Here is a 14,424-nt window from a genome sequence, read left to right as displayed (position 1 = left end):
TCAGAGGGGCGCGGGGGAGCCGGGTGACGGGGTGGGGCGTCGGAGGGGGCGTGGATCAGCTCGGGGGCATCGCGATGGCTTCGAGGAGGGACTCCTCGGCGCCGGCCAGGTGGTGGCGGAGCTCTTCGACGCACTCGTCGAGCTCGCCGCGTTCGAGCAGGCGGACCAGTTTTCGGTGCGAAGCGACCTGCTGGCGGGCGTCCTGGCGAAGGGCGTCGACGCGGGCCAGCGCGAGTCTCGCCTCGCCGGTGATCGAGTCGGCGGTCGCGATCAGCCGTTCGCTGCCGGTCAGCGCGACCAGGCTGCGGTGGATCGCCAGGTGCGTCTCCGTCATCGCCTCCGGATCCGCCCCGTCCTTGGCGGTCGCGGCGAACACCCGCATCGCCTCGCCCACCCGCTCGCGCGCTGCCTCGTCCGCGTCGAACCACGCCCGGATCCCGGCCGACTCCAGCACGAACCGGGCCCGGCAGATGTCCGCCACCGCGTCCGGGTGCAGGATCGCCACGCTGACACCCTTGTTCGGCTCCCGGACCGCGAGCCCCTCGGTGACCAGCATGGTCATCGCCTCACGAACAGTGCTGCGGGCAACCCCGAGCGCCTCCGCGAGCGGTTGCTCGCGTAACGGCGTACCTGGTTCGAGGTCTCCGGCGAAGAGGGCGGCGCGCAGCGCGTCGACCACCCGGTCCACCGTGGTCGAGCGGTCCACCCGCAGCCGTTCGTACATAGGGAGATTCTCGTCCAGTCAAGCTCCGTTGTCGCGCGCGACCCGGCTCCCGGGACCGACCCGGCGGCCACCTGTGGATAACTCTCGGCACAATGACCTGGTTTTCAGGCAGGATTTTCCTCTGTGGCCGCCCCACTCCGCCGACCGGCACGGAGAGCCACCCAGCGAGCGAGGAGCACACCGTGGGTGACAGCAAAGCCCTGCCGATCGTCGGCGGTGTCATGCTGGTGCTGTTCCTGCCGCTGATCATCGTGATAGCCCTGATCGTCGGCGGCCTGGCCGGGATGGACGCGGCCGCGTCGGACTGCGGCGCCACCATGGAGACCGAAGGCAAGCCGTTCGCCTGGCCGACCGACGAGCACAACGTCGACCAGGACTGGCAGGACCCCGACGCCGACGGCTACAGCCACTCCGGCATCGACTTCGACGCCGACGAGGGCAGCAAGGTGTACGCCGTCGGGGACGGCGAGATCACCTCGATCGCGAACCACGAGATCCGGATCAAGCACGACGAGGGTATCGAGACTCGGTACAAGTACCTCAAAGAGATCAAGGTGAAGGTCAAGGACAAGGTCAAGCGCGGTGACCAGATCGCCACCTCCGGCTCCGGCGACGAGGACCCGCCCGGCCTGACCGGCGACCACCTGCACTTCGAGTTGTGGATCGACAAGAAGGACGACGGCAACCTCGTCAACACCAAGCCCGACAAGGACTCCTTCGGCGACGCCGGCAGCAGCGACGACACCGGCAGCGCGGGCTGCTGTGCCGGCGGCGACCTGACCGGCAACAACAACGCCCAGAAGGCGTTCAACTACTTCGCCTCCAGCGGGTACTCGAAGGAGCAGGCCGCCGGGATCGTCGGCAACATGATCCACGAGTCCAGCGTCGAGCCCGGCCGGCTGCAGGGCACGCCGTCCGGCAAGGTCACCAACCCGTCCGACGCGGTCGAGAGTTCGGCCGGCTGGGGCATCGTCCAGTGGACGCCCGCCGGCAAGATGATCAAACCGTCCCGCGCCGCCGGGATCGACGACGCCACCATCGTCTCGCTGCAGTACCAGCTGGACTTCCTCCGCAAACAGCTCAACGGCGAGACGCCGATCCCGGAGAAGAACGCCGGCGACCAGGTGAAGGCGGCCAAGACCGTCGAGGACGCCGCGGTCGCCTTCGGCCGGTACTACGAGCGGTTCGCCGGCTCCGACGACCTGAGCAACTCGCGCTACACCGAGCGCAAGACCGCCGCCAAGCAGGTCCTGTCCACCTTCGGCGCGGGCGCGCCGACCAGCGGGGCCGGTGGCTGCGGCGCCGGCAGCGGCAACATCGCCGCGGTCGCGATGAGCCTGGCCTGGCCCACCCCGGGACACACCACGCAGCCCTACGCGGACCACGCGACCGACATGTACAAGAAGAACTTCTACCAGTACAACAAGTCGGCCAAGAGCGCCGGCGACGTGGCGTGGACCGACTGCGGCCGGTTCGTCGCGACCGTGATGCACATGAGCGGCGCCGACCCCGACTACCCGGATGTGTACACGCCGACCCAGGAGAACTACCTGCGCACCTCCGGGAAGTACGAGGTGCACGACGACTGGGACGTCTCGAAGCTGCAACCGGGCGACATCCTGATCGGGCCGGGGCACACCTACCTGTTCGTCGGACCCTGGGCCAACGGCCACAACGCGGCCTCCGCGTCGCTGGACGGCCCGAATCCAGGACCGGGCCACGTGCCGGAGGCGAGCAACGCGTACGAGGTCGGTACGACATACGCCGTCGCGCGGCTGAAGAAGAAGTAGGGAGTAGCGCATCATGCTGGAAGAGAATCGGCGGACGTTCCTGATCGGCGTGACCGCTGTCGTGATCGCGCTCGTGGTGATCGGCGGCTATCTGCTCTTTCGCGGCGATCCGGAGTCGAAACTGTCCGTGGACGCGGTGCCCAACGACCTCACCCTGAGCGTGGACGGGCACCAGGTCGCGACGACCGGCGATATCAAGCTGAAGGCCGGCGAGCACACCTTGACCGGGGAGCGGAAGGGGTTCCAGACCTACAGCCAGACGGTGACCGCGCGCGGCGGCGACCCGATCGACGTGAAGATCTACCTGTACGCCAACAGCGCCGAAGGGCGCGAGTGGGCGGAGAAGCATCCCGCGGAGACGTCGAAAGCCGAGGAGGAGGCCGGGCGGCGCTTCGACGAGATCAACGAGCGGTTGCGGGAGAAGTATCCGATCATCGCGTCGCTGCCGTACCTCGGGCCCGGGTTCGAGGCGAACTACGGGGCCTCCAAGTCGGACCCGAAGAACCCCGAGGCGATCTCGATCGTGATCTCGACGTACACCCCCGACGGCAAGACCAAGGCCCTGCAATGGATCCAGGGCAACGGCTGGGACCCCGCAACCCTCGACATCATCTACACCACAACCAGCTAACCCAGCCTTCCCCGCAGCCCACGCCGCGGCGGGCCGGTGGCTCGGACGGTCGGCCCCGGTGGTCGGCTCTCAGGTGGTCGGCTCTGGTGGGCTCGGACACCCCCTGGAGGGCGTGAACAAGAAATACCCCATGCCCGCCCACCAGTTCCTGTCCAAGCCCCCAATGTCTGCCTCAGCCCTCGATGCCTGCCTCAGCCCCCAATGTCTGCCTCAGCCCTCGATGCCTGCCTCAGCCCCCAATGCCTGCCTCAGCCCTCGATGCCTGCCTCAGCCCTCGACGTTCGCCTCACCCGTCCTCGCCGAGAGGCTGTGGATAACCTGTCGGCCGATCGGGCTTCCGCCGATAGGCTCGAAGAGGAAGGACAGGGGGCGAGCTGAAGCCCGCCCGCTCAGGCCGGCAGGATCAGTTCCCCGCCTGGCGTGGTGATGGGGTGCAGCGGGAAGTCCAGGGGGTTGGTGAGGCAGCGGATGGAGCCGCCGCCTTTGTGGAACTCGGAGAGGTCGAGGATGACCACCCGTAGACCCAGGGCGGTGAGGATGTCGTGCAGGCGGGGGGAGCAGGCCGGCATGATGATCGTCTCGTTGACCACGATCGAGTTGGCGGAGAAGGCGAAGGCTTCGTCGTCGGTGAGGACGATCGGGTCGGGGACGATGCCGAACAGCTCCGCCTGGCCGGCCGCGTCGAAGGCCGGCGGGTAGATCATCGCGTGGGTGCTGTCCACCGGACAGAACGGCAGGTCCAGGTGGTACATCCCCTCGTGCGCGATCGGCAGCCCGCGGACCCGGATGTTCCACTCGGTCGCGAAGTGCTTGAGCGCGTCGGCCTCGGTCCGCGGCCCGTACCCGACGACCAGGCTGTCGCCGAACACGAACGCATCCCCGGACTCGAAGTGCGGCCCGACCCCGTCGCTCCCGGTCCGGCCCAGCGCGAAGCCGTGCTCGGTGAACCACTCGCCCGCGGTCAGTGACTCCTTCCGGCGCGGCTCGAAGCGCATGTGCGAGAGCATCGCGCGGCCGTCCGCGGTCGCCAGGCCGAGGTTCATCGCGTACACCATGTCCGGTGAGTCGGCGCGCTGCGCGAGGACCTCGACCGCGCCGCCGGCGTCGACGATCGCCTGACGCAGGGAGTCCCACTGCTTCAGCGCCAGCGCCGGATCCGGCTGGTCCTGGGTGGACATGTACGGGTTGATCACGTAGTCGATCCGGAAGTGGTCCGGACGGACCATCAGATACCGGCGACCCCACTCCAGCGGCTGACCCATGACACCCTCCTGACCGTTGAGATCTATTGCCAGATCCCCTGATTGTCCGACAATCAGTCAGTGTGCAGGCAAGATTCCGTCCGCGCAACACGGTTCGTCCGGGCGCCACGGATGTGACCGCGCAGCACGCGCGGATGTGTGCGGAGGAGTGCTGTGGAAGTGCGCGGAGGAGCGCTGTGGGTGTGACGTAAGCAGGGTGGTCGCGGCGTGGGGTAAGGACTAACCTGCGGGCATGACCCCTGACAGTGAGGTTCGCTTCCGCGCCTGTCTGGACGATGTGGCGGCTTACAAGCCCGGTCGTCCGCCCGCGCGCACCGACGGCCGGCCGACGTACAAGTTGTCCAGCAACGAGAACCCGTACCCGCCGCTCCCCGGCGTCCTGGCCGCTGCGACCGAGGCCGCCGGACAGATGAACCGGTACCCGGACATGGGCGCCGTCGACCTGCTCGAGGCGCTGTCGGACCGGTTCGGCGTACCGGTGAGCGATCTCGCCGTCGGCACCGGGTCGGTCGCGCTGCTGTACCACCTGCTGCAGGCGACGGTCACCGACGGCGACGAGGTGATCTACGCCTGGCGCTCGTTCGAGGCGTACCCGATCGCCGTCCAGCTGACCGGCGCGACCTCGGTGCAGGTGCCGCTGACCGACGACGCCCGGCACGACTTCAAGGCGATGGAAGCGGCGATCACCGACCGGACCAAGGTCATCCTCGTCTGTACGCCGAACAACCCGACCGGCCCCGTGGTCCGGCGTGACGAGCTGCTCACGTTCCTGGACGCCGTACCGTCGAACGTCCTGGTCGTGCTCGACGAGGCGTACCGCGAGTTCGTCCGCGAGACCGACGTGGCCGACGGCGTGGACGTGTACCGCGACCGGCCGAACGTCGTCGTGCTGCGAACGTTCTCCAAGGCGTACGGCCTGGCCGGCTTCCGCGTCGGGTACGCGATCGGCCACCCGACGGTGGTCGCGGCGATCCGCAAGTGTGCGCTCCCCTTTGGGGTCAGCCACGTCGCCCAGGCGGCTGCGATCGCGTCGCTGGCGGTGGAGGACGAGCTGCTCGAGCGCGTCGACGCACTGGTGATCGAGCGGACCCGGGTCGTCGACGAGCTGCGCGCGGCCGGTTGGGATGTGCCGGAGACGCAGACGAACTTCGTGTGGCTGGCGCTCGGCGACGACACCGCCGCGTTCGGCGAGGCCGTGCAGGCCGCAGGGGTGTCGATCCGCCCGTTCCCGGGTGACGGCGCGCGCGTCTCCATCGGCGAGCCCGAGGCGAACGACCTCTTCCTCTCCGTCGCCCGCGCCTGGCGCCAGTGACAGCCAAGCCTCCGTCGCAGGTCTGGATCTCGGGAGCATCGGCCGGGATCGGCGCCGCACTGGCCGCGGCCGTGCCGTTCCGCGACGCCCGCGTGATCGACCTGTCCCGCAGCGGCGGCGGTACGGCGGAACACGTCGAGGTGGACCTCTCCGACCCGGCCGGCTGGTCCCGGGTCGAGCTCCACTTCGAGGAGGAGCTCAAGGCGTATGAGGGTGATCGCGTCGTGTTCATCCACAACGCGGGCACGATCACGCCGATCGGTCCCGCGGACGCGGTCGACCGCCACGCGTACCGGCGCGCGGTCCTGCTCAACTCGGCGGCGCCACAGATCCTCGGCAGCGCGTTCCTCCGCGCCGCGGCGCACCTGACGTGTGAACGGCACCTGATCATGCTGTCCTCAGGTGCCGCCAGGACGCCGTACGCCGGATGGTCGTCGTACACCGCGGGGAAAGCGGCGGTCGAGCAATGGGTCCGCACGGTGGGGATGGAACAGGCGGGCGGATGCCGGGTGATCGCGGTCGCACCGGGCGTCGTCGACACCGCCATGCAGACCGAGATCCGCTCGACCGACGAGCGGGCGTTCCCCGCCGTCCAGCGCTTCAACGACCTCAAGCGCACCGGCGCCCTCAGCACACCAGCCGCCGCAGCCGCCGGGATCTGGTCTCTGCTGGAGCGCGATCTCCCCAACGGCGCCTGCGTCGACCTCAGAGACCTATAGAAGTGCCTGGTCGTCGAGCAGACAAAGAAGAACCCGGCCCTTGCTGGGACGAAGGGCCGGGTGTGATGCGGCGCCGGGAGGAGTGAGGCTTTCTCCCGGCGCCGCGGATGGTGCTACCGAATCAGTCACCCCACCGAGGTGGCTCTTTCGGGTCCTGCATCACTGACCAGGGAGGGTCAGTTGTTCTGCTCGGAGTCCTGCTCGCAGGTCTTCAGCGTGTCAACGGAGTTGCCGTTGTTGCCCAGGCCCAGGACGCCCGACAGGTTGGTCAGCGGCACGTTCCCGCCGATGCCGGTCGCGGACAGCTCGTTGTGGCAGGCCTGCCACGGGCCGACGTTGTTGCGGCTGACCGACAGCAGACCGTTGTCGCTCATCTTGTACCACTTGTGGTTGGCCTGCGTGTTGCCCTGCTCGCAGGTCTTGACAGCGGTGACCGAGTTGCCGTTGTTCCAGAAGCCGACGACGCCGACGACATCGCTCGCCGGCACGTTGCCGCCGATGCCGGTGCCGGAACCGAACAGGTGGCAGGCCTGGAACGGGCCGACGTTGTTGTCGTCGATGGCGAGCAGCCCGCCATCGCGCTTGACGCCGTACCAGCCGTGGTTGCCGTAGGCCTTGCTGGCCAGCGACGCGGCGTCGGCCAGGCCAGTGTCCTGAGCCTTCTTCTGCGTGTCGTCGAGAACGTTCGCGCTCACAACGGTGGCCAGGCCCAGCGTGGCGACGGTCGCCACAGCCGCGGCAGCGGCGATCTTGCGAGTTACCTGCATTATGCCAGGTTTCCTTTCGGGTTTGACGGATTCGTCTTAGTGCTAACGACACCTGGCTACGCCGGTTACAAACTTTTTTGTCAGATATTCGGGCGGTCCCGGCACTCATAGCCGGCCGGTGATGAGTTCACTGACGGCGCAGCCAAATCCGTGCTGACCAGGCAACTTCTCGGTGATCAGGCGGTCGCCGGAGCGAGCGGAAGTTGAGATGGAAGGGCCCGTAACCGATGCCGCGGTAGGTCGTTGAGTCAGCGCGGGTGACGGATGAAACCCGGTGAATCGGAAGATTGTTCTCGGTGGGCTCGGTGGTCGCCGAATAGGCAATACCACGATGAATCGGAATGTCGTTGCAACCATTGCCGGAGTTTCGCGCCGTGTTTTTTCGGGGCAGGGCGCCGGCCGGCAAACCAAGGCCCGCTGCCGCGCGCATCGGCAGCGGTGGGAGACCCGGGTCCCTCGTGGGCCCGGGTCTTTCCATTCAGGAGAAGGCCCGGTCAGGTGGTGCTGCGCCGGCGTTCGGCGGTGACGACCAGCGCGACGCCGATGATGATCACCGCACCGCCGAGCAGGATCTGCCAGGTGATGTGCTCGTCGAGGATCAGCCACCCGAGCAGGACGGCGACCGCCGGGTTCACGTACGCGTACGTTCCGATCAGCGAGATCGGCGCGTTCGCCAAGAGGTATGAGTACGCCGAGTACGCCAGCAGCGAGCCGAACACGACCAGGTAGGCCAGCGCGAACCACCCGGACCCGTCGATCCGGCCGAGATGCAGCCGTCCGGGCTCGCCCCGCAGTACGCCGATCAGCAGCATCGCCGTACCGCCGAAGACCATCTCGTACAGCGCGGTCACCAGCGGGTCGCGCGGCAGCCCGAGTCGCGGAGCGAACCGGGATCCGATCGCCCAGCAGATCGTTCCGACCACCAGGATCGCCACCGACAGCGGCTTCGCGCTCGTGTTGCCACCTGACAACGCGAGCAGCGCGGCGCCACCGAAGCCGATCAGTACGCCGACCCACGTCAGCGCGCGGGGTCGCTCACCGCCGCCGACTCGCAGCAGCATCAGCCACAACGGGATCGCGGCGACCAGCAACGCGGCCAGGCCGGACGGGACGGTCTGCTCCGCGATCGCGACCGCACCGTTGCCGAAGGCAAGCAGCAGGATGCCGACCGTGGCCGCCCCGAGCGCCTCGCGCCGGGTGATCCGCAGCCGCCGCCAGCCCGACTTGAGGCTCAGCGCCGCGGCCAGCAGCACCGCCGCGGTGAGGAACCGGGTGGCCATCCCGAGCATGGGCGGGATCTTCGCGTCCACGACCACCCGGATGGCCAGGTAGGTCGAACCCCAGACGACGTACACCACCGCGAGCGCTGTCCAGATCATCGCCCCCGATGCCGGCCGGGCGCCGGTCTCGGGCAGTGCGGCCGGAGCGGACGCGGCCATCCGGGTCTCCTCAGCGTGTCAGGGGTGTCATGCGTTAACGATGCTTACGCTAAGCGCGCGCGGGCCGCCGCGCAAGCCGGTATCCGGCCAGCAATCCGCTGTTTCCCGCCAGGCCACCGGCGCCGGGCAAGGTGCCCGCTACGACCCCGAGGGTGAGGAGAGCTGGATGCGGATCGCCGGTGTCCTGGTTGCTGCGATGACTGTCATGCTGTGACGACTCGGCCGCTCGGGCCGCGGTTCCCGCACGGCCTGTTCGCGGTGCACGACGGCGAGAACACGCCCGGTGACGGGGACCGCGAGGGCACCAATTTCAAGCTGGTCCGGCTCGAGAAGCTGCCCAGGTCGTGACAGATTTGTGACACATGCTGTCGAGGTCGGCCGATCTCTGTAATATGAGCGCGGTGATGGGACCAGTGGATGGACTGGTGTCTCACTCCAGGACCGGTTTCCGTACCGTCGTACCCGCTCGCGTCCAGACAGTTAGCGGATCAGGCACCCGCTGGGTACGGTGTCCGGCAAGATGGGAGTGAGACCAGTGAGGAAGGTCCACTGCCCAACAGTGCATCAACCCCCCCTGGATCCACGCGGTCCTGCCTGCGAAGCCTCATCCGGCGCAACGGGCCGGCCCCGTGCAACGTTGCGGTCGCGGCGATCCCGCGCTCGAACCCGAGGAGTGCATGTGAGTGAGTCGGTGCCGGGGACCACCCCGGAAGTGTTCGCGCCCGTCGAGGCGCCGGTCAGCCCACCCCAGGCCTCCGAGGAGGTCGAGTTCGTCCAGCTGCTGACGCCCGAAGGTGAGCGCGTCGAGCACCCGGACTACGCGTTCGAGCTCGACGACGACGCGATCAAGGGGTTCTACCGGGACATGACCCTGGTCCGCCGGATCGACACCGAGGCGACCGCCCTGCAACGCCAGGGTGAGCTCGGCCTGTGGGCGTCGCTGCTCGGCCAGGAGGCCGCGCAGATCGGCTCCGGCCGCGCCCTGAACGCCAAGGACATGGTCTTCCCGACCTACCGCGAGCACGGTGTCGCCTGGTGCCAGGGCGTCGACCCGCTGCGGCTGCTCGGCCTGTTCCGCGGCGTCGACCAGGGCGGCTGGGACCCGAAGGACAACAACTTCCACCTCTACACGATCGTGATCGGCGCCCAGACGCTGCACGCGACCGGGTACGCGATGGGCCAGCAGCGCGACCACGCGATCGGCGACGCCGAGAACGGCGAGGCCACGATCGCGTACTTCGGCGACGGCGCCAGCAGCCAGGGCGACGTGAACGAGGCCTTCATCTGGGCCTCGGTCTTCAACGCACCGGTCGTGTTCTTCTGCCAGAACAACCAGTGGGCCATCTCCGAGCCGATCGACCGGCAGACCCGGATCCCGCTGTACCAGCGCGCGGCCGGCTTCGGCTTCCCCGGCGTCCGCGTCGACGGCAACGACGTACTCGCGACGTACGCCGTCGCCCAGCAGGCGCTCAAGCGGGCGCGGGAGGGCAGTGGCCCGACGCTGATCGAGGCCTACACCTACCGGATGGGCGCCCACACCACCTCCGACGACCCGACGAAGTACCGGCTCAACGAGGATCTCGAGCACTGGAAGCTGAAGGACCCGATCGAGAGGGTGCACGCCTACCTGGCCCGCACCGCCGGGGTCGACCACGACTTCTTCGACGAGGTCGAGGCCGAGGCGGACAAGATCGCCGCCGAGCTGCGGGCCGGTTGCCTGTCGATGCCGGACCCGGTGCTGACCGACTTCTTCGACCAGGTGTACGTCGAGCAGACGCCGCAGCTGGTCGAGCAGAAGGCACAGTTCGCCGCGTACGCCGCGTCGTTCGAAGGCGAGGGCTGAGCGATGACGAAGATCAGTCTCGGCAAGGGCATCAACGCCGGCCTGCGGGCCGCGATGGAGGCCGACCCCAAGGTCGTCGTGATGGGTGAGGACATCGGCAAGCTCGGTGGGGTCTTCCGGGTCACCGAGGGTCTGCAGAAGGACTTCGGCGAGGACCGGGTGATCGACACCCCGCTGGCCGAGTCCGGCATCATCGGGACCGCGGTCGGCCTCGCGCTGCGCGGGTACCGGCCGGTCTGCGAGATCCAGTTCGACGGCTTCGTGTTCCCGGCGTACGACCAGATCATCAACCAGGTCGCGAAGATGCACTACCGGTCGGCCGGCCGGATCAAGATGCCGGTGGTGATCCGGATCCCGTTCGGCGGCGGCATCGGCGCGGTCGAGCACCACTCGGAGTCGCCGGAGACGCTGTTCGCGCACGTTCCCGGTCTGAAGGTCGTCGCGTGCGGCGACCCGGTCGACGCGTACTGGATGATCCAGCAGGCGATCGCCTCGGACGACCCGGTGGTCTTCTTCGAGCCGAAGCGGCGGTACCACGAGAAGGCGGAGCTGGACGAGTCCGTCCCGCCGGCGTTGCCGCTGCACCAGGCGAAGGTGGTCCGCGAGGGCACCGACGCGACCCTGTTCTGTTACGGCCCGATGGTGAAGACCTGCGTGCAGGCCGCCGAGGCCGCGGTCGAGGACGGCCGGCAGCTCGAGGTCGTCGACCTGCGGACGATCTCGCCGCTGGACCTGGCGACGATCTTCGCCTCGGTCAAGAAGACCCGGCGGGCGGTCGTGGTGCACGAGGCGCCGTTCACGCTCGGCCCGGGTGCGGAGATCGCGGCGCGGGTCACCGAGGAGTGCTTCTACCACCTGGAGGCGCCGGTCCTGCGCGTCACCGGGTACGACCTGCCCTACCCGGCGTCACGGACGGAAGAGGACTACCTCCCCGATCTGGACCGGGTGCTCGACGGGGTCGACCGGGTGATGGGGTACTGATGGGCATCCAGCACTTCCGCCTCCCCGACGTGGGTGAGGGCCTGGTCGAGGCCGAGATCGTCAGCTGGAAGGTCAAGCCCGGCGACACGGTCAAACTCAACGACACGGTGGTCGAGATCGAGACCGCCAAGTCCCTGGTAGAACTCCCCGTCCCCTTCGCCGGCACCATCAGCGAACTCCTGGTTCCCGAAGGCGAAACAGTCCCTGTCGGTACGCCGATCATCGCGGTCCAGACCGACTCCGCGGACGACGCGGCGGCCGCCGCCGAGGACCTCGTCCCGTCGATCCCGGAAGAAGAGGACAAGACCGGCGGCCGGACCGCTGTCCTCGTCGGCTACGGCCCGAAGACCACCGAAGCCAAGCGGCGGGCTCGCAAGACTCCCGCAGCCTCCGCCGGCTCGGCGCCGGCTCCGGCTGCGGGTGGTGCTGCCCCGGCAACCGCCGTGCCGGCGACCGCCGCCGCGGCGCCCGCCGTCGCGTCTACCCCGGCTGTGTCTGCGCCTGCGGCGCATACTGGTGCGCCGACTGAAGTTGCCGGGGGCAACGGCGTGCATGTGCTGGCGAAGCCGCCGGTGCGGAAGCTGGCCAAGGATCTGGGGGTCGATCTGGCGACGGTGACGGCGACCGGGCCGGGTGGGATCATCACCCGGCAGGACGTCGAGGGGCATGTCGCGGCTCCGGTCGAGGCGGCTCCGGTCGCGCCGGCTTACGAACCTGCTCCCGTCGTGAGTGGGCGCGAAGACACCCGCGTGCCGGTCAAGGGTGTGCAGAAGGTGATGGCGCAGGCGATGGTTGCCAGCGCGTTCACGGCGCCGCACGTCACCGAGTGGATCACCGTCGACGTCAGCGCCACGATGGAGCTCGTCGACCGGCTCAAGGCCGACAGGGCGTTCCGGGAGCTCAAGGTGTCGCCGTTGCTGATCGTCGCGAAGGCGGTCACGCTGGCGGCTCGCCGTACGCCGATCATCAACGCGGCGTGGGACGAGCAGGCGCAGGAGATCGTCTACAAGGGCGCGGTCAACCTCGGCATCGCCGCGGCCACCCCGCGCGGGCTGATCGTCCCGAACATCAAGAACGCGGACGCCCTCACCCTGCCCGAGCTCTGCGCGGCGCTGAACGACCTGGTCGCCACCGCCCGCGAGGGCAGGACACAACCGGCCGACCAGGCCGGCGGCTCGTTCACGATCACCAACGTCGGCGTCTTCGGCGTCGACGCCGGCACCCCGATCATCAACCCGGGCGAGGCGGCGATCCTCGCCTTCGGCGCGGTCCGCAAGCAGCCGTGGGTGGTGGACGACGAGATCGTCCCGCGCTGGATCACCACCCTCGCCCTGTCCTTCGACCACCGCCTGATCGACGGCGAGAAGGGCTCGATCTTCCTCGCCGATGTCGCCAGCATCCTCGAGGACCCGGCGCGAGCGCTGATGTTCTAGGGGTACGACGTACGCCACGAAAGGCCCGGGGTCATCACCCCGGGCCTTTCTGTTTGACCTCAAGCGCTTGAGGTGTGTGACGGTGGGCTGCATGACAGCTTTCACCATCCAGGAGGTGTCGCGGCGGAGCGGGCTGAGCGAGCCGACGCTGCGCTACTACGAGGAGGCCGGGCTGGTCGGCCCGATCGGCCGCGACCAGCGCAGCGGACATCGGCGGTACCGCACCGAGGATCTCGACGTACTCGAGGCGTTGGCCTGCCTGCGCGCGGCCGGCGTCGGCATCGAGGACATGCGCACCTACCTGGCCAACCGTGCCCGCGGGCGCGAGGCCGCGGCCGAACAGCGTGATCTCCTGCTCCGTCACGCCGAGCGGATCGAGGCCGAAATCGTCGCCCAGCAGGTCCGGCTCGAATATCTGCGCGAGAAGGCGGCCCTGTGGGACGCCCGCGACCGCGCCGACTCCACTGCGGAGGCTCACGCGATCGGCAGGGTGATGGACGTGGTCGGCGACCTGGCGGCACTGCGATGACGCCGGTCCTGGTCACCGGCGGCTCGGGCTACCTCGGGACCCAGCTGATCGCAGCCCTGTTGAAGTCCGGACGCTCGGTCCGTACGACGGTCCGCTCGACGGCTCGTGGACCCGAATTGCGCGCAGCCGTGCGACGCGGCGGTGCGGACGACTCCGGCCTGGAGATCGTCGCGGCCGACCTCATGACCGACGACGGTTGGCCGGCCGCGGTGGCCGGGTGCGACGAGATTCACCATGTGGCGTCGCCGATCCCGATCGCCCAGCCCGATGACCCCGACGAGCTGATCGTCCCCGCCCGCGACGGAGCGCTCCGCGTGCTGCGTGCTGCTCGTGACGCGAGTGCGCGGCGCGTCGTACTGACGTCGTCCTTCGCCGCGGTCGGGTACTCCCGCAAGCCGGGGGCCGAGTACACCGAGGACGACTGGACGGATCCCGATACGCCGGGCCTGGCGCCGTACCCGCGCTCGAAGGCGATCGCCGAGCGGGCCGCGTGGGACCTGATGAACGGCGCGGGTGGCGACACCGAGCTCGTCGTGCTCAACCCGACCGGCATCTTCGGTCCCACGCTCACGACCGAGCTGCGGTCGTCGACGCAGCTGATCAAGATGATGCTCGACGGCACGATGTCCGTCGCGCCCCGGCAGCGCTTCGGCATCGTCGACGTCCGCGATGTGGCCGATCTCCACCTCCGCGCCATGGCCGAGCCCACGGCCGCCGGCAAGCGCTACCTGGCCGTTGCCGACGGGCCCACACTCAGCTTCCTCGAGATCGCCGGCATCCTCCGCCGACGGCTCGGACCGCTCGCCGCGCTCGCACCGACGCAGGAGGCGCCGGGCGAGGATCCGCCCCGGCCGATCATCCACAACGAGCGGGCAGTCACCGAGCTCGGATGGCGCCCGGGCCCGGCCGAGACCACCGTCGTCGAAACCGCCGAAAGTCTGTGGGAGCTCGGGCTGCTGTAAGCACCCCCGTTGGTCACGGCCGGTGTGCCGGC

General features: G+C 69.0%; 15 protein-coding genes. 11 read left to right on the top strand and 4 right to left on the bottom strand.

Annotated features, from left to right (window positions below):
• Window positions 1–55 precede the first annotated feature (55 nt).
• Window positions 56–724 carry a GntR family transcriptional regulator gene (locus OG555_RS11960; protein WP_329482898.1) on the bottom strand — a complete coding sequence of 223 codons (669 nt, stop codon included), beginning with the start codon at window positions 722–724 and terminating at the stop codon, window positions 56–58.
• Between the two features lie 182 nt (window positions 725–906).
• Here OG555_RS11960 and OG555_RS11955 point away from each other — a divergent pair, with 182 nt between their 5' ends.
• Together OG555_RS11955 and OG555_RS11950 are read left to right on the top strand one after the other, a co-directional pair.
• On the top strand, window positions 907–2,514 hold the full coding sequence (locus OG555_RS11955; protein ID WP_329482897.1) for a phage tail tip lysozyme: 1,608 nt from the start codon (window positions 907–909) through the stop codon (window positions 2,512–2,514).
• 13 nt (window positions 2,515–2,527) lie between these two features.
• Window positions 2,528–3,145 (top strand): PEGA domain-containing protein, encoded by a 618-nt coding sequence (locus OG555_RS11950; RefSeq protein WP_329482896.1) that lies wholly within the window; start codon window positions 2,528–2,530, stop codon window positions 3,143–3,145.
• 389 nt (window positions 3,146–3,534) lie between these two features.
• Here the strand turns inward: OG555_RS11950 and OG555_RS11945 are convergent, their stop codons facing one another.
• On the bottom strand, window positions 3,535–4,407 hold the full coding sequence (locus tag OG555_RS11945) for a dimethylarginine dimethylaminohydrolase family protein (RefSeq protein WP_329482895.1): 873 nt from the start codon (window positions 4,405–4,407) through the stop codon (window positions 3,535–3,537).
• 232 nt (window positions 4,408–4,639) lie between these two features.
• Between OG555_RS11945 and hisC the strand changes: the two genes are divergently transcribed.
• Together hisC and OG555_RS11935 are read left to right on the top strand one after the other, a co-directional pair.
• Complete coding sequence (hisC, locus tag OG555_RS11940; RefSeq protein WP_329482894.1) at window positions 4,640–5,719, top strand: histidinol-phosphate transaminase; 1,080 nt, start codon at window positions 4,640–4,642, stop codon at window positions 5,717–5,719.
• Window positions 5,716–6,438, top strand: a complete 723-nt coding sequence (locus OG555_RS11935; RefSeq protein ID WP_329482893.1) for an SDR family NAD(P)-dependent oxidoreductase — start codon at window positions 5,716–5,718, stop codon at window positions 6,436–6,438. Before hisC ends, OG555_RS11935 begins: the two co-directional genes overlap by 4 nt.
• 176 nt (window positions 6,439–6,614) lie before the next feature.
• Here the strand turns inward: OG555_RS11935 and OG555_RS11930 are convergent, their stop codons facing one another.
• Both OG555_RS11930 and OG555_RS11925 read right to left on the bottom strand, forming a co-directional pair.
• Window positions 6,615–7,205 (bottom strand): hypothetical protein, encoded by a 591-nt coding sequence (locus OG555_RS11930; protein WP_329482892.1) that lies wholly within the window; start codon window positions 7,203–7,205, stop codon window positions 6,615–6,617.
• Window positions 7,206–7,699: 494 nt separating this feature from the next.
• Window positions 7,700–8,644 carry an EamA family transporter gene (locus OG555_RS11925; RefSeq protein WP_329482891.1) on the bottom strand — a complete coding sequence of 315 codons (945 nt, stop codon included), beginning with the start codon at window positions 8,642–8,644 and terminating at the stop codon, window positions 7,700–7,702.
• A gap of 40 nt (window positions 8,645–8,684) precedes the next feature.
• On the opposite strand from OG555_RS11925, the gene OG555_RS11920 reads away from it, so the two are divergent.
• The 7 genes from OG555_RS11920 (at window position 8,685) to OG555_RS11890 (ending at window position 14,392) form a co-directional block, all read left to right on the top strand.
• Window positions 8,685–8,858, top strand: a complete 174-nt coding sequence (locus tag OG555_RS11920) for a hypothetical protein (RefSeq protein ID WP_329482890.1) — start codon at window positions 8,685–8,687, stop codon at window positions 8,856–8,858.
• The gene (locus OG555_RS11915) at window positions 8,855–8,992 is read left to right on the top strand and encodes a phytase (RefSeq protein ID WP_329482889.1); all 138 of its coding nucleotides are present in this window, start codon (window positions 8,855–8,857) and stop codon (window positions 8,990–8,992) included. Before OG555_RS11920 ends, OG555_RS11915 begins: the two co-directional genes overlap by 4 nt.
• A 331-nt stretch (window positions 8,993–9,323) precedes the next feature.
• Window positions 9,324–10,487, top strand: coding sequence for a pyruvate dehydrogenase (acetyl-transferring) E1 component subunit alpha (gene pdhA / locus OG555_RS11910; protein WP_405069959.1), 1,164 nt, complete (start codon window positions 9,324–9,326; stop codon window positions 10,485–10,487).
• Between the two features lie 3 nt (window positions 10,488–10,490).
• Window positions 10,491–11,468: an alpha-ketoacid dehydrogenase subunit beta gene (locus OG555_RS11905; protein WP_329482888.1), complete on the top strand. Its 978-nt coding sequence runs from the start codon at window positions 10,491–10,493 to the stop codon at window positions 11,466–11,468.
• Entirely contained in the window at window positions 11,468–12,901 is a 1,434-nt protein-coding gene (locus tag OG555_RS11900; RefSeq protein WP_329482887.1) for a dihydrolipoamide acetyltransferase family protein, read from the top strand. The genes OG555_RS11905 and OG555_RS11900 overlap by 1 nt, the downstream gene beginning before the upstream one ends.
• A gap of 91 nt (window positions 12,902–12,992) precedes the next feature.
• A complete protein-coding gene (locus OG555_RS11895; RefSeq protein ID WP_329482886.1) occupies window positions 12,993–13,430 on the top strand; it encodes a MerR family transcriptional regulator in 438 nt (145 codons plus the stop codon).
• Complete coding sequence (locus tag OG555_RS11890) at window positions 13,427–14,392, top strand: NAD-dependent epimerase/dehydratase family protein (protein ID WP_329482885.1); 966 nt, start codon at window positions 13,427–13,429, stop codon at window positions 14,390–14,392. The genes OG555_RS11895 and OG555_RS11890 overlap by 4 nt, the downstream gene beginning before the upstream one ends.
• The last annotated feature ends 32 nt before the right edge of the window (window positions 14,393–14,424 follow it).

It is taken from the genome of Kribbella sp. NBC_01484 (assembly GCF_036227145.1).
Taxonomy (GTDB): domain Bacteria; phylum Actinomycetota; class Actinomycetes; order Propionibacteriales; family Kribbellaceae; genus Kribbella.
Note: the sequence above shows the minus strand (reverse complement) of the source record. Positions and strands in the feature narration are given on the sequence as shown.